We start from the raw sequence: 14,685 nt of genomic DNA on the forward strand, positions 1-14,685 counted from the left end.
CATTACGCAAAGCTCTCGCAAGCGGGAGAGGCTAAGCAAGCCCGCAGACAGTCCTCGTGAAATCAATATGCGAGAGCCCAGCCGCGCGGGACGATGCATCGCGTCGGCCGGCAGGTGGATCGAATGTGATGCGGCTCAATGCGCCGCTGACGCCGAGCGCTTGGCCGCGACTGGCTTCGGGGCAGGCTTTGCACTGGCTTGCGGTGCGCTGTCCCAGCCGCCGTTCGGGGCCGCGACGTTGACGGCATCGTCTGGCTGGGGCTCGGCGCTGAAGGTCTGGATCGCGAGCTTGGCGGCGGCGAGCGATTGCGGGTCGAGGCGCTTGGCGACGTCGTCGCGCTTGCCGGCGGCATCCGCGTCGCCCTGGGCGGCAGCCAGGCTGAACCATTTGTAGGATTCGGCGAGGTTCTGCTCGACGCCGATGCCGCGGGCATAGAGGATGCCGAGATTGAACTGGCTGTCGGCGACGCCGCGATCGGCCGCTTTGCGGAACCACTGCGCCGCGCTCTTGTAATTGGCGCCGCGACCGCCGCCATCGGCATCGAGCACCGCCAGATTGTGCATCGCCTTGGCGTTGCCGCGCTCGGCGGCCTGGGTGTAGTAGCGGCGCGCGATGTCGGCGTCCTTCTTCACCCCCAAGCCCTTTTCGTAGAGCGTGCCGAGACGGAAGGTTGCGGGGACGACCCCGGCCTGCGCCGCGCGGTCGTACCACTTCGCCGCTTCGTCGTAATTGGTGGCGACGCCCTTGCCTTCGGCAAAGCGCACGCCGATCTCGTAGGCCGCGGTGGCATCGCCCTTCATCGCGGCATTGCGCAGGGCCGGGCCGCCGATGCCGTCAGGCAGCTTCTCGCTCGGCGGCACCTGGACCACGCCGAGCCTGGCGCGGCTGGTGCCCGACAGCGCGCCGGTGACGTCGCTGGCGGCGGGCGGCGGCACCGCAGCGGCAGGCGCTTGCGGGATTTCAACCGAGGCCGCGCTGCCGGAACCCGGAATGGGCGCCGGCGCGGCGTTGTTCTGCGACTGCCGCCCGATCGGTGTCGGCGACGTCATCGACGGGGTGATCTGTTCCGGCGCGGCCGGCTTGGTCTCGACCGGCGGCGGTGCGGGCTGCGGCGCCGGCTCGCTCGGGATGTTTTGCATCGCCTGCGGCGTCGGTGACGGGTTGCCGCCGTCGAGCAGGTCCATCGCCATCTTGAAGGTGCCCAGCACGATCACGACCACGCTCGCGCCGACCAGCAGCGAGCGGATCTTCGAGGTGATGGTCGAGCCGCCTTCCTGGCCCTTCTCCTTGGCGCGGGCGATCGCGGCCTTGGCGCCGCGGGCCGGCTTCTCGGGCGGCTGTGCGGCGGCCGCTTGCGCGGCGCGGCGCGCGGCCGCGATGAAGCTCGACGACGACACCGGCTCCTTCGGCGCGGCGGCAATTCCGCTGATCGCGCTTTCGGAGGCGGCAATGCGCTCCGACGGCGTGGCGAGCCGTCCGCCCGGACGGGTGCCCGGCTCGAGCGGGTGATCCGGCGGCAGTTCCGGCGCGAGTGCAGTGCGGGCGGTGTGCGGCTCAAGGATTTCGCTGATCGCGCGCGGGGGAACCGGCGGAGCCGCCGGCACGGGCGGCGGCGCGGCGGGAGCGGCGGCGTGGAATTCGCGCGGCGCGGCGACGAAGGCGGGCGGCGCTGCCTGGGCGGCCGCCGGATTGGGCAGCTCGGGCTTCGGATCGTATTTCGGCGGCTGTGCTTGCGGCTGTGCTTGCGGCTGTGCTTGGGCTTGCTGCCGCGGCTCGCGCGCCACCGGCGCAGGCTCCATCGCCGCCGCCGGCATCGGCATCGGCTGTGGGGCGGGGGGAGGCGGCGCGGTGCGCACCGCGCGCAGGTCGCCCTCGATCATCGAGAGGCGATCGACGACATGGCCGAGCGCGCTGTGGACCGCGTCGAGCGAGTCCTGGGTGCTGCGATTGGTTTCAGCCTGGCTGAAGCGGATGTCGGAGAGCTCGCGCTTGACGAGGTCGACCATGCCGGAATCCGGCGGGGCTGCGGAGCTGCGGCTCTCGGCCAGCGCGGCATAGGTCGCCTGCTGCCGTTCCAGGTGCCTGAGGATGTCGTGCAACCCGTCCTCGACCCGGCTCAAATTGCCGTTGCGCGGATCGGCGGCGGCCTCGATCCGCTCCAGGAGATAGGACACGCGCTGCTCGAGATGGGCGAAGGTCGAGGCGGAATCGTTGCCGACCTGCATGCGGTCGAAGCGGTCCGACAGCGCGCGGATCGCAGCTTCGAGATGCTCGGTGCTCTCGGACGGCTGCGGCCGTTCGCGGGTTTCCAGCGCCGCCGTGAGCGCCGCGATGCGCTGCTCGAGCACCGCAAAGCTGTCGCTTTGGCCGGAAGCGCGGGTGATCTGGTCGACCTTGGACGACAGCAGCTGCACGTCTTCGGACAGCCGTGCCAGCGCCTCGTTGGAGGCGACGTTGGAGACGATGGCGCGCAGCGCGGAGATCGCGCTCTCGAGCTGCTGCACGGTCGAGGGATCGTCATTGGCGCGCAGGATCAGGTCGAGCTTGGCGCCGAGATTGCGGATCGCCTCGTCATAGCCGGTGAGCTGCTCGGCCGGCGTCAGCGTGCGCAGCACCTGCTTGATGTCGGACAGCGCGCGCTCAATGCCGGCGAGAACCTGCCCGTCGGTGCCGTTGGAGCGGGTCTCGTCGATCCGGCGATGCAGCGAGCGGATCTCGTTCTCGATCGATTCGATCGCGCGCCGCGGCATCGCCTCGGTGATGGCGGCGCGGATTTCCGCCAGCTCGCTGCGGAAGCCGTTGATGGCCTGCTCGGTATTGTCGGGCCGCTGCAGCGATTCGATCTGGCTCGTGATCTTGAGCAGATGACGCTCGAGCGAGGAAAAATCCGGTCCCGGCTGCGGTGGCGGCGCATAGGCAGGGGCGGGCGGCGCCATTGGCGGTGCGTAAGGAGCCGGCGGCGCCGGCGGCGGCGCGGCGCGCGGCGGCATCTGCCGCGGCGCAAAGCCGTCGAGTTCGCTCTGGCGCGCGGTGATCTCGGCGACCGCGACGTCGAACGAGGCCGGGCTCAGGGGTGGTGAAGCGCGATAGACCTGCGCGGCTGCGCGCTCGACGGCATCGGCCTGGCGCTGGCGCGTCTCGGTCGGGGTGGGGCGAGGGGCCTGCGGCTGCGGCGGTTGCCGCTGTGGGCGGGAGATCTGCGACAGGCGGGCATCGAGCCGCGAGATCGCATCGTTGAGCTGGCGCGCGACGCCCTGCTCGCGCGCGACGTCGGGTCTCGATGAGTCTTGTCTCGAGGAGTCTTGTCTCGTGGAGTCTTGGCGCGGGGCGGGTTTTGAGATCCGCTCGATCTGCTGGGTAATCGCGTCGAGCCGCTGGTGGATGTCGGCGACTTCGCGGCTCTCCTGGCTCGGCACGTGCTGCGGACTCTGATCGTAAGGTCCGCGAAAGTTGGGCGGGGCAGTTTCGCCGAGCGTTGAGTTCAGCCAATCGTTGAGCGACATGCCGGCACGACGCGCAGCAGCCTCGGCCCGCTCCCGGACGGATGGATCGATGCCGTCGACACTCCACGATACGCGCGAATTCATGACTCTGTCCGGTTCCGACTTCGGCACCCCACCCGGCGCCTCCAGCTTCCCCACGCGTGCCGGTTGCAAAGACAATCGAATTTGGCGCGGGTCGTCTGCCTCGAAAACCGACTTTTTCCTGTTACGGTAAATAACGGGTTAAGGAATGCGGCGCGGCTGTCTTAAAGTTGGGCGGCGGGAACTGAGGGCGAACTTGGTCGCCAAGTAACCGGTGCGCTCCCTCCCCCGCGCGCGGGGGAGGGTTGGGGAGAGGGTGCTTCTGCGATGGGACAGTCCCCTGGAGGAGAAAGCCCTCACCCGGCGCGCGGGACGATGCTTCGCATCGCCCGGACGCGCCGACCTCTCCCGCAAGCAAGCGGGAGAGGTGAGCAACACCGCCGATGCCGATCTACCCCTTCCCCTCCCGCTTGCTCTCCTCCAGCGGCACGACCGTGGCCTTGCCGCTCATGGCCGACAGCGCTTCCAGCGCCTCCTCGCAGAAATCGGCCACCATCTGCTCGTGGCGGGCGCCGAGCTGCAGCAGGAGCAGATTGCCGAGATCGAGCCGGCCTTCCGCCGTGCCGTCGGGAAAGCGCTTCTTCAGGATGCGCTCGTAATTGGCGTGGCGGTCGCGGTGGTGCTCCAGGCGGGCCATCAGGTCGGTGCGCATCGGCTCGATGTCGATGCTGTCGAGCGCGTGCAGCCGCACCAGGAGGTCGTCCTTGATCGAGGGCGGCGTGCTTGGCCGCGCGGCCCAGTGCCGCAGCGCTGTTCGGCCCTCGGGAGTCAGCGTATAGATCAATTTATTGGGCTTGCCCGACTGTACGACCTCGCGGCCCTGGATGTAGCCGCGGTCGCGCAGCTTGGAGAGCTCGCGGTAGATCTGCTGATGGTCGGCCTTCCAGAAGAAGCCGATCGAGGAATCGAACGTCTTGGCGAGCTCGTAGCCCGTCATCGGGCGTTCCGTCAGGCATGCGAGGATTGCGTCGCCGAGTGCCATGACCGGCCTCCCTGTAAGGTTTGACCAAGTTGCTTGACTTTATGCGCATCGGCGCATATGCGTCAATGTGCATATGAGGCAGCGTGCAGGCGGGCCCGAGGCCCGACTGGATAATCAAGTGAAATCAATCTCCTCGCTACTGTGCATGGGGTTGTTTTCGAAACTTTTTGCCTTGGCCTTGAGGGAGGCACCCGAGAATGACCGGCCTCGATTCCTGGTACGCCTACATGAAGTCTCACGACCGCGCCGCGCTCTGGGACCTCCTGCACCCCGACGCCGTGTTCGAAAGCCCGGTCGTGCACACGCCGCAAGCCGGGCGCGACATCACTTTCAAATACCTTTCCAGCGCCGAAAAGGTGCTCGGCGGCCCCGGCTTCACCTATGTCGGTGAATGGCGCAGCGACAAGGGTGCCGTGCTCGAATTCAAGAATGTCATCGACGGCATCGAGATCAACGGTGTCGACATCATCAGCTTCGATAGCGAGGGACGCATCACTCACTTCAAGGTGATGGTGCGTCCGCTCAAGGCGATCAACATGCTGCACCGCCTGATGGCGGAGCAGCTTGCCGCCGCCCAATCATAAGCCCAACATCATCCCTTCAAGCCGCGCCGGGAGACCCCCATGCCGATCTACAAAGCCCCCGTCGAAGACGTGAACTTCCTGCTCAACGACGTCTTCCAGATCGACCGCTACGACAACCTCGCCGGCTTTTCCGATGCGTCCAGCGACGTGCGCGAAGCCATCCTCGGCGAAGCCGCCAAGCTCGCCGAAGAGGTGCTGCAGCCGCTCAATCGCGTCGGCGATCTCGAAGGCTGCAAGCGCGCGGATGACGGCAGCGTCACCACGCCGAAGGGTTTCAAGGAGGCGTTCAAGCAGGTCGTCGAGGGCGGTTGGCTCGGCCTGTCGGCGCCGACCGAATATGGCGGCCAGGGCCTGCCGGTGACGCTCTCGCAAGCCGTCAACGAATTCCAGATCTCCGCCAACATGGCGTTCTCGATGTATGGCGGCCTCACCATGGGCGCGACCGCGGCGCTGCTGGTGCACGGCACGCCCGAGCAGAAGAAGACCTACGTGCCGAAGATGGTGGCCGGCGAATGGACCGGCACCATGAACCTCACCGAGCCGCATTGCGGCACCGACCTCGGCATGCTCCGCACCAAGGCGGTGCGCCAGGCCGACGGCAGCTTCAAGATCACGGGCACCAAGATCTTCATCTCGGCCGGCGAGCACGATCTCGCCTCCAACATCATCCACCTCGTGCTCGCCCGCATCGAGGGCGCGCCGGCCGGCATCAAGGGCGTGTCGTTGTTCGTGGTGCCGAAGTTCCTCGTCAATGCCGACGGTTCGGTGGGGCAGCGCAACGGCGTCGTCTGCGGCTCGATCGAGCACAAGATGGGCATCCACGGCAATTCGACCTGCGTGATGAACTACGACAACGCCACCGGCTGGCTGATCGGCGAAGAGAACAAGGGCATGCAGGGCATGTTCGTGATGATGAACGAAGCCAGGCTCGGCGTCGCCGTGCAGGGCCTCGCGCAGTCCGAGGTCGCCTATCAGAACGCGGTGGCCTATGCCCGCGAGCGCATCCAGGGCCGCGCGCTCACCGGTGCCAAGGCGCCGGACAAGCCGGCCGACCCGATCATCGTGCATCCGGACGTGCGCCGCACGTTGCTCTCGATCCGCGCCTTCAACGAGGCCGCGCGCGCGTTCGTGATGTGGACCGCGCTGAAGAGCGACGTCGCCCACCGCTCCGAGGACCCGAAGGACCGCCAGGCCGCCGACGACCACATGGGCCTGATGACGCCGGTGCTGAAGGGCTTCCTCACCGATTACGGCTTCGCCAACGCGGTGCAGGCGCAGCAGATGTATGGCGGCCACGGCTACATCGCCGAGCAGGGCATGGAGCAGTTCGTGCGCGATGCCCGCATTGCCATGATCTATGAGGGCGCCAACGGCATCCAGGCGCTCGACCTCGTCGGCCGCAAGCTGCCGCGCGACGGCGGCCGCGCCATCATGGCCTTCTTCGGCGAGGTCATGGCCTTCGCCAAGGAGAACGGCGGCGACGAGGCGCTAAAACCCTTCATCACCCCGCTGTCGACCTCGCTGGGTCACCTGCAGCAGGCCACGACCTGGCTGATGCAGAACGCGATGGCAAAGCCCGACAATGCCGGTGCCGCAGCGACCGATTACCTGCATCTGTTCGGCTTCGTCGCGCTCGGCTACATGTGGGCGAAGATGGCGAAGGTGACGAATGCCAAGATTGCCGAGAGCGGGGCGACGCCCTATCTCTCGACCAAGCTCGTCACCGGCCGTTTCTTCATGGAGCGGATGCTGCCGGAGACCGCCGCCAACCTCGCGCGCATCCAGGCCGGCTGCGCCACCATCATGGAATTGCCGGCGGAAGCGTTCTGAGCCCGTTTCCGCTGCCTGCTCCCAATCGTCTGGAAAATCACATCAGGAGGGCGTCATGCCTGAGGCATTCATCTACGACCACGTTCGCACCCCGCGCGGCCGCGGCAAGGCGGACGGCGCGCTGCACGAAGTCACCGCGCTCGCGCTCGCGACCGTGCCGCTGAAGGCGCTGAAGGACCGCAACAACCTGCCCGAGGATTCGGTTGACGACGTCGTGCTCGGCGTGGTCGATCCGGTCGGCGAAGCCGGCTCCGACATCGCGCGCTTCGCCGCGCTGAAGGCCGGCCTCGGCGAGGCCGTTCCCGGCGTGCAGATCAGCCGCTTCTGCGCTTCCGGCCTCGATGCCGTGAACTTCGCCGCCGCGCAGATCATGAGTGGCCAGCACGAATTGGTGATCGGCGGCGGCGCCGAATCGATGAGCCGCGTCGGCATCGGCGCCTCCGGCGGCGCCTGGCCGATGGACCCCTCGATGGCGGTGCCGGCCTATTTCATGCCGCAGGGCGTGTCGGCCGACCTGATCGCGACAAAGTACGGTTTCTCGCGCGACGACGTCGACGCCTATGCCGTGCAGAGCCAGCAGCGCGCGGCCAAGGCCTGGGACGAAGGCCGCTTCAACAAATCCGTGGTGCCGGTCAAGGACATCAACGGCCTCACCATCCTCGCCAAGGACGAGCACATGCGCCCTTCGACGACGATGCAGTCGCTGGCGCAGCTGCAGCCGTCGTTCACGATGATGGCGCAGATGGGCGGCTTCGACGGCGTTGCGATCCAGTCCCATCCGGAGATCGAGCGCGTCAACTACGTGCACCACGCCGGCAATTCCTCGGGCATCGTCGACGGCGCCGGCGCCGTGCTGCTTGGCAGCAAGGAGGCGGGCGCGAAATACGGCCTGAAGCCGCGCGCAAAAATCCGGGCGTTCGCCAACATCGGCTCGGAGCCGGCGATGATGCTGACCGGGCCGGTCGACGTCACCGAGAAGCTGTTTGCGCGCTCGGGCATGAAGAAGTCGGACATCGACCTGTTCGAGCTGAACGAGGCCTTCGCCTCGGTCGTGCTGCGCTACATTCAGGCCTTCGACATCGACAATGCCAAGATCAACGTCAACGGCGGCGCCATCGCGCTCGGCCACCCGCTCGGGGCGACCGGCGCGATGATCCTCGGCACCGTGCTCGACGAGCTCGAGCGCACCAACAAGTCCACGGCTCTCGTCACGCTGTGCATCGGCGGCGGCATGGGCACCGCGACCATCATCGAGCGCGTGTAAGGGTAGGGAGCAACCAACATGTCGTACAAGAACTTCAAGGTTGAGACCGACGCAGACGGCATCGCGCTCGTCACCTGGGACATCCCGGGCCGCTCCATGAACGTGCTCGACGAGACCTCGACCAACGAGCTCGAGGCGATCGTCAAGGCGACCACGGCTGATGCCGCGGTGAAGGGCGTCGTCATCACTTCGGCCAAGGAAGCGTTCTGCGCCGGCGCCGATCTGTCCATGCTCGAAGGCATGAATCAGGCCTATGCCAAGGTTTTCAAGGAGCAGGGCGAGACCGCGGCCAACCAGATGCTGTTCGACCAGAGCCGCCGCTTCTCGCAGGTGCTGCGCGGTATCGAGACCTCAGGCAAGCCGTGGGCGGCCGCGATCAACGGTCTCGCGCTCGGCGGCGGCTTCGAGATCACGTTGTGCTGCCACTACCGCGTCGCGTCGGAGAACTCGAAGACTCGGCTCGGCCTGCCCGAGGTGAAGGTCGGCCTGTTCCCGGGCGCCGGCGGCACGCAGCGCGTGCCGCGCCTGGTGCCGCCGCAGGACGCCATGACGATCCTGCTCAAGGGCGATCCCGTCACGGTCGACAAGGCCAAGGCGCTGAACCTGATCCACGCCATCGTGCCCGCCGCCGATCTCATCAAGGCGGCGAAGGACTGGATCAAGGGCGGCGGCAAGGCGATCGCGCCGTGGGACGAGAAGGGCTTCAAGCTCCCGGGCGGCCCGGTGTTCTCCAAGGCCGGCATGATGATGTTCCCGGCCGGCAACGCGATCTATCGTCGCGAGACCTACGACAATTACCCGGCCGCGCGCGCGATCATGAGCTGCGTCTATGAAGGCCTGCAGCTGCCGATCGATGCCGCGCTCCGCGTGGAGTCGCGCTACTTCACCTCGGTGCTGCGCTCGAAGGAGGCGGCGGCAATGATCCGCAGCCTGTTCCTGTCGATGCAGGAGCTCAACAAGGGTGCGCGCCGTCCGAAGGACGTAGCTCCAACGAAGGTGAAGAAGATCGCCGTGATCGGCGCCGGTTTCATGGGCGCCAGCGTCGGCTACGTCTCGGCCCGCGCCGGCCTCGACGTCGTCCTGATCGACCGCGACCAGGAGAGTGCCGACAAGGGCAAGGCACATGCGCAGAAGGTGATCGAGGAGCAGATCAAGAAGGGCCGCGCCAAGCCCGGCGACGCCGAAGCGCTGCTCGCGCGCATCACGCCGACCGCGGACTACGCGGCGCTGAAGGACGTCGACCTCGTCATCGAGGCCGTGTTCGAGGACCGCAAGGTCAAGGCGGAGACGTTTGCCAAGGCGCAGGAATATCTGAAGCCCGACGTAATCTTCGCCTCCAACACCTCGACGCTGCCGATTACTTCGCTGGCCGAGAGCTTCAAGGACCAGGGCAAGTTCATCGGCATCCACTTCTTCTCGCCGGTCGAGAAGATGATGCTGGTCGAGATCATCCTCGGCAAGAACACCGGCGACGTCGCGCTCGCGACGGCGCTCGACTACGTCCGCCAGATCGGCAAGACGCCGATCGTGGTCAACGACTCCAGAGGCTTCTTCGCCAATCGCTGCGTCGGCCGCTACGTCGCCGAGGGCAACGAGATGTTCCTGGAGGGCGTGCCGCCGGCGATGATCGAGAACTGCGCCAAGATGGCCGGCATGCCGGTCGGCCCGCTCTCACTGTCGGACGAGGTCGCGCTCGACCTCGGCCTGAAGATCATGAAGGCGACCGAAGCCGATCTCGGCCCCAACGCCATCAATCCCGAGCAGAAGAAGCTGATGGTGGAGATGGTCGAAAAGCAGGGCCGGCTGGGGCGCAAGAACAGCAAGGGCTTTTACGACTACCCCGAGAAGGGTAAGGGCCAGAAGAGCCTGTGGCCGGGCCTCTCCGCGTTGCAGCCGAAGCAGCTCGATCCCGACACGCTCGATATCGAGGAGCTGAAGCAGCGCTTCCTGGTGGTGCAGGCGGTGGAAGCCGCGCGCACCGTCGAGGACCACGTCATCACCGATCCGCGCGAGGCCGATGTCGGCTCGATCCTCGGCTTCGGCTTCGCACCGTTCACCGGCGGCACGCTGTCCTACATCGACTTCATGGGCACGAAGAAGTTCGTCGAGCTCTGTCACAAGCTGGAGGCGAAGTACGGCTCGCGCTTCACCCCGCCGAAGCTGCTGGAGGAGATGGCGGCGAAGGGTGAGACCTTCTACGGCCGCTTCGCGCCGAAGAAGGCGGCAGCCTGACGGAAGCGTCGGGACTTCGCAGAAACGAAAGGCCGGATCGTCGATCCGGCCTTTTTATTTGCGGTCGCCGAACGGCGAGAAGGCGCGTCCCGCTACCGCCTCGTCAACGAGGCTGGCCTTCCAGCTGCCTTCGTCGCCGCGGCCGATGCGCACCTCGAAACGCCAGCCGTTCTGATTGGTGAAGGCGATGTCCGCGCCGCTTTTTGTCTTGGCGTAGCGGCAGGGATATTCGGTCGGCCGGTCCGGAAAGACGATCTTGCCTTCCTTGCTCTCGAACACGGAAGAGGTGATCTGCGGATGGATCATGAAGATGCAATTGCGCTCCCGCGCGACCGGCGTCGAGAGCCCGAGCATCGCGAGCGGCGCGCCGGCGGCGGTCATGAGGACGATCATGTTCATGGAGGTAGTGTCTCCTGGGGATGTTCCTTCGACGTCGGCGCTGAACAAGTGGTTCACAACCCCCAAGGGGCCGGATCATCGCTTCGATGGCCATTGATGTTCCAAGACTGCGCAGCTGGCGCCTCGGCCAAGGCCTGAGCGGCGATGATCTGGACAATCTCCGGGGCTTCCGTCACGATCTCGCCGCCGTGGAGGCCCAGCGCAGGGCCTTGGGCTCAGCTTCAGATATTCCTCACCATTTTCGGGCTTCTTGGCGCCGCCGATACCGACCTCGACCAGGCCATACGGGCGGGCCCCGCCTTCAGGAGCGCGCTTCGGAGGCGCACCGAGCAACCGTCCGGTTTTCGAGGAATTTCCTTCCCTTGACGCTTGGTTCGGCCGAAAGAACGACTACATGCACCTGCTTGAAATAGTCAAGATTGATGCAGGTGCATCGAATGGGGTAAGAGACGAGCGACGAGCTTGAGCGGGATCATGAAACGCAAACCATCGACCGAGGCAACCGCCGCCTGGATCCGCCTGATGCGGGTGCAGAGCCGCGTGCTCGATTGCGTCGAGCAGGACTTGAAGAAAGCGGGCTTTCCACCGCTGGCCTGGTATGACGCGCTGCTTGAACTGTCGCGGGCGCCCTCGGGCGAGTTGCGGCCGGTCGAGCTCGAGCGGCAGATGCTGATCCCGCAATATTCCACCTCGCGGCTGATCGACCGCCTGGTCGACGAGGGCCTCGCCTCGCGGCGCGAATGCAAGATCGACAAGCGCGGCCAGTTCGTCGAGATCACCGAAGCCGGCCGCGAGCTGCAGAAGCGGATGTGGGGCGCCTATTCGGCCGCGATCGAGAAATATGTCGGTTCGAAATTGTCGGACGCCGACGCCGTCAAGCTCAGCAATCTGCTCGACCGCCTGGGCTGCTCCTGCGGCGAGATGAAACTGCCGCCCGTGGCCGCCAACGAAAGCATGCCGACGCGATGATCGCGCGGCAAATCCGCTCGCCCGTGCAACCGGTGGGTTCGCGGGCCGTCCCTGTCACCCGCGCGCGTTCGGTCGAAGCGCTTTTGATTAGAGTTTGATATGGCGCGAGACCAGATCGACATGACGCCGCTGCAATCACGCGACGAGCTCGTCGCGTGGTTCGAGGCAGGCTGCAAGGACCCGTCCGAGTTCCGCATGGGCACCGAGCACGAGAAGACGCCGTTCACGCTCGAAGGCCATCGTCCGGTGCCGTACGAGGGCGCGCGCGGCATCGGCGCGCTGCTCGAAGGCATGAAGCTCCTGCTCGGCTGGGAGCCGATCATGGAGCAGGGCAACATCATCGGCCTCTACGACGTCACCGGCGGCGGCGCGATCTCGCTCGAGCCCGGCGGCCAGTTCGAGCTGTCCGGCGCGCCGGTCGAGAACGTGCACCAGACCCAGAGCGAGCTGATGGCGCACCTGGCGCAGGTGCGCGAGATCGCAACGCCGCTCGGCATCGGCTTCCTCGGCCTCGGCATGACGCCGTCCTGGTCGCGCGCCGACATCCCGGTGATGCCCAAAGGCCGCTACAAGATCATGACCAATTACATGCCGAAGGTCGGCCAATACGGCCTCGACATGATGTACCGGACCTGCACGGTGCAGACCAATCTCGACTTCTCCTCCGAAGCCGACATGGTGAAGAAGCTGCGCGTCTCGCTCGCGCTTCAGCCGGTCGCGACCGCGCTGTTCGCCAATTCGCCGTTCACCGAGGGCCGGCCGAACGGCTTCCTCTCCTTCCGCTCCGAAATCTGGCGCGATACCGACAATGCCCGTTCGGGCATGATGCCGTGGGCGTTCGAGGACGGCATGGGGTTCGAGCGCTATGTCGATTACGCGCTGGACGTGCCCATGTATTTCGTCAAGCGCGGCGAGGAATATATCGACGTCTCGGGCTCCTCGTTCCGCGCCTTCTTCGACGGCCGCAACAACAACCTTCCCGGCGAGCGTCCGACCTTGTCGGACTGGGCCAACCACCTCTCGACAATCTTCCCGGAAGTGCGGCTCAAGCGCTATCTCGAGATGCGCGGCTCCGACGGCGGTCCATGGGGCCGCTTGCCGGCGCTGCCGGCGTTCTGGGTCGGGCTGCTCTACGACGATGCCTCGCTCGATGCTGCCTGGGAGATCGTCAAGCACTGGAGCGCGCACGAACGTCAGGCCCTGCGCGACGACGTGCCGCGCATGGGCTTCAAGGCGCGGATCAAGGACCGCTATTTGTTCGAGATCGCCAAGGAATGCCTCGTACTGGCCCATGCCGGCCTGCGCCGGCGCGGCCGGATCGACCAGCTCGGCCGCGACGAAACGCGGCATCTCGAGCCGCTCGATCGCATCATCGATGCCGGCCGGACGCCGGCCGAGGAAATGCTGGATAAATTCAACGGTCCCTGGAAGGGCTCGGTGGAACCAGCCTACGCGGAATACGCTTTCTAGACCTCTGAAGCCGGGCATCCGGGATTCAGCCGTTCATCGCCCATACAGGTTTGCGGCGATCAAATGATCGGCTGAAAAAAACTGAGCGTCGTCAACAACCCGAAAGCTGTTCCGATGGGGAAGGGCCGCCTGTCCGGGGCCGTCATGGCCACCGCGGCATGTGTCACGCTGCTTTCGCTTGCATGTGCGAGCGTGCCGGCGGCTGCCCAGACCGCCTTCGACCGGCCCGGCGGCGACTATTTCAGCACGCCCGTCACCTCGGGCGATCCCGAGGATTGCGCGCTGCTGTGCGAGCGCGATCGCCGCTGCCGCTCCTGGAGCTTCAACTATCCCGACGTCGAAGGCGGCTCGGCGGTGTGCTGGCTGAAGAACACCGTGCCGGCGCGCGTGCCGGGCAGTTGCTGTATCTCGGGGGTGCGCGGCGCCGGCGTGATCGAGCCGCGCGTCGAAGGCGTCGAGACCTCGATCGACCGCCCCGGCGGCGACTTGCGCAATTTCGAGCTCAAGGACGGCGAAAGCGTCGAGGCCTGCAAGGCCGCCTGCACCGCCGACAACAAATGCCGTGCCTTCACCTATGCCCGCCCCGGCTATACCGGGCGCGAGGCGCGCTGCTTCCTGAAGAAGGAAATCAAGCCGCCGCGCAGGAAGGCAGGGTTCACGTCGGGCGTGGTGCGGTAGGCACAGCTCTGTCCACCGTCATTGCGAGCGCAGCGAAGCAATCCAGAATCCCTCCGCGGAAACAGTCTGGATTGCTTCGCTGCGCTCGCAATGACGAAGCGGGTGACGCGGCATCTCATTCGGCCGCAATCACCATGATCTCCGGCCACAGCGCCTTCCATCGTGCCGCCTTTGCCGCATAACTCGCCGTCGAAAAATTCGGTCCCGGATTGGGCCGCGCAATCAGCCCTCCGAAATCATCGAAGCCATGCGGTGCGTAGACCTCGTAGCCATTGTTTGCGCATCTCACGCCGATTTGCGTGTTCTGCGTGAGGAAGCGGTCGATGCCGCCGGTCGAGCATGTCAGGGGCGGATAAGGCAGGCCGTGCTTGGCGGGATACCACAGATGCACGCGCGCCTGATTGCGGGTCTCGATCTTGACGCCGAGATGACCGAGCCGGGCAGAGACATTCCGGATCACCGCGTCCTCGGCCTCCCACGATGTGTCGGGATCGAAATAGAACACGTCGTAGTCGGCGATGCCGTGGTCGATCGGACGTCCCGTGAGCACGTTCCACACCGTCTGCACCAGGCATCCCGACACCAGCCAGGCATCCGGCAGCGCAAGCCGGTGCAGCTCGTCGAGGATCGCGGCGTTGACGGGATTGCGCAAGGCGAGCGCGAGGAATTCCTCCTTGCTCACCCTGCGGTCA

Annotated in this window: 11 protein-coding genes; 7 read left to right on the top strand and 4 right to left on the bottom strand. The window is 66.2% G+C overall.

All coding sequences use genetic code 11. The features are described from left to right. Window positions 1-135: 135 nt before the first annotated feature. A complete protein-coding gene (locus tag BDOA9_RS08235; RefSeq protein ID WP_025033466.1) occupies window positions 136-3,588 on the bottom strand; it encodes a tetratricopeptide repeat protein in 3,453 nt (1,150 codons plus the stop codon). 388 nt (window positions 3,589-3,976) lie between these two features. Further along, the gene (locus tag BDOA9_RS08240) at window positions 3,977-4,567 is read right to left on the bottom strand and encodes a PadR family transcriptional regulator (RefSeq protein ID WP_025033467.1); all 591 of its coding nucleotides are present in this window, start codon (window positions 4,565-4,567) and stop codon (window positions 3,977-3,979) included. 197 nt (window positions 4,568-4,764) lie between these two features. Between BDOA9_RS08240 and BDOA9_RS08245 the strand changes: the two genes are divergently transcribed. The 4 genes from BDOA9_RS08245 to BDOA9_RS08260 are packed head-to-tail and all read left to right on the top strand — an operon-like array spanning window position 4,765 to window position 10,477. Continuing rightward, window positions 4,765-5,151, top strand: coding sequence for a nuclear transport factor 2 family protein (locus BDOA9_RS08245; protein WP_025033468.1), 387 nt, complete (start codon window positions 4,765-4,767; stop codon window positions 5,149-5,151). A gap of 39 nt (window positions 5,152-5,190) precedes the next feature. Then, window positions 5,191-6,981 (top strand): acyl-CoA dehydrogenase C-terminal domain-containing protein, encoded by a 1,791-nt coding sequence (locus tag BDOA9_RS08250; protein WP_025033469.1) that lies wholly within the window; start codon window positions 5,191-5,193, stop codon window positions 6,979-6,981. A gap of 55 nt (window positions 6,982-7,036) precedes the next feature. Further along, the gene (locus tag BDOA9_RS08255; RefSeq protein WP_025033470.1) at window positions 7,037-8,245 is read left to right on the top strand and encodes an acetyl-CoA C-acetyltransferase; all 1,209 of its coding nucleotides are present in this window, start codon (window positions 7,037-7,039) and stop codon (window positions 8,243-8,245) included. Window positions 8,246-8,263: 18 nt separating this feature from the next. Next, entirely contained in the window at window positions 8,264-10,477 is a 2,214-nt protein-coding gene (locus BDOA9_RS08260; RefSeq protein WP_025033471.1) for an FAD-dependent oxidoreductase, read from the top strand. Window positions 10,478-10,531: 54 nt separating this feature from the next. Here the strand turns inward: BDOA9_RS08260 and BDOA9_RS08265 are convergent, their stop codons facing one another. Next, complete coding sequence (locus BDOA9_RS08265) at window positions 10,532-10,876, bottom strand: hypothetical protein (protein ID WP_025033472.1); 345 nt, start codon at window positions 10,874-10,876, stop codon at window positions 10,532-10,534. Window positions 10,877-11,350: 474 nt separating this feature from the next. On the opposite strand from BDOA9_RS08265, the gene BDOA9_RS08270 reads away from it, so the two are divergent. From BDOA9_RS08270 to BDOA9_RS08280, 3 genes are all read left to right on the top strand, one after another. Then, window positions 11,351-11,845: a MarR family winged helix-turn-helix transcriptional regulator gene (locus tag BDOA9_RS08270; RefSeq protein WP_025033473.1), complete on the top strand. Its 495-nt coding sequence runs from the start codon at window positions 11,351-11,353 to the stop codon at window positions 11,843-11,845. A gap of 99 nt (window positions 11,846-11,944) precedes the next feature. Beyond that, the gene (locus BDOA9_RS08275) at window positions 11,945-13,315 is read left to right on the top strand and encodes a glutamate--cysteine ligase (protein WP_025033474.1); all 1,371 of its coding nucleotides are present in this window, start codon (window positions 11,945-11,947) and stop codon (window positions 13,313-13,315) included. 114 nt (window positions 13,316-13,429) lie between these two features. Then, on the top strand, window positions 13,430-13,993 hold the full coding sequence (locus BDOA9_RS08280) for a PAN domain-containing protein (RefSeq protein WP_025033475.1): 564 nt from the start codon (window positions 13,430-13,432) through the stop codon (window positions 13,991-13,993). A gap of 115 nt (window positions 13,994-14,108) precedes the next feature. On the opposite strand, the gene BDOA9_RS08285 is transcribed toward BDOA9_RS08280, so the two are convergent. Beyond that, the gene (locus BDOA9_RS08285; protein ID WP_025033476.1) at window positions 14,109-14,675 is read right to left on the bottom strand and encodes a nucleotidyltransferase family protein; all 567 of its coding nucleotides are present in this window, start codon (window positions 14,673-14,675) and stop codon (window positions 14,109-14,111) included. Window positions 14,676-14,685 lie beyond the last annotated feature (10 nt).

It is taken from the genome of Bradyrhizobium sp. DOA9 (assembly GCF_000617845.2).
GTDB lineage: Bacteria > Pseudomonadota > Alphaproteobacteria > Rhizobiales > Xanthobacteraceae > Bradyrhizobium.

What these genes read in the sequence shown, in the direction of transcription:
- BDOA9_RS08235 (WP_025033466.1), bottom strand. Translation starts at nt 3,588, where the DNA reads ATGAATTCGCGCGTATCGTGGAGTGTCGACGGCATCGATCCATCCGTC.
- BDOA9_RS08240 (WP_025033467.1), bottom strand. Translation starts at nt 4,567, where the DNA reads ATGGCACTCGGCGACGCAATCCTCGCATGCCTGACGGAACGCCCGATG.
- BDOA9_RS08245 (WP_025033468.1), top strand. Translation starts at nt 4,765, where the DNA reads ATGACCGGCCTCGATTCCTGGTACGCCTACATGAAGTCTCACGACCGC.
- BDOA9_RS08250 (WP_025033469.1), top strand. Translation starts at nt 5,191, where the DNA reads ATGCCGATCTACAAAGCCCCCGTCGAAGACGTGAACTTCCTGCTCAAC.
- BDOA9_RS08255 (WP_025033470.1), top strand. Translation starts at nt 7,037, where the DNA reads ATGCCTGAGGCATTCATCTACGACCACGTTCGCACCCCGCGCGGCCGC.
- BDOA9_RS08260 (WP_025033471.1), top strand. Translation starts at nt 8,264, where the DNA reads ATGTCGTACAAGAACTTCAAGGTTGAGACCGACGCAGACGGCATCGCG.
- BDOA9_RS08265 (WP_025033472.1), bottom strand. Translation starts at nt 10,876, where the DNA reads ATGAACATGATCGTCCTCATGACCGCCGCCGGCGCGCCGCTCGCGATG.
- BDOA9_RS08270 (WP_025033473.1), top strand. Translation starts at nt 11,351, where the DNA reads ATGAAACGCAAACCATCGACCGAGGCAACCGCCGCCTGGATCCGCCTG.
- BDOA9_RS08275 (WP_025033474.1), top strand. Translation starts at nt 11,945, where the DNA reads ATGGCGCGAGACCAGATCGACATGACGCCGCTGCAATCACGCGACGAG.
- BDOA9_RS08280 (WP_025033475.1), top strand. Translation starts at nt 13,430, where the DNA reads ATGGGGAAGGGCCGCCTGTCCGGGGCCGTCATGGCCACCGCGGCATGT.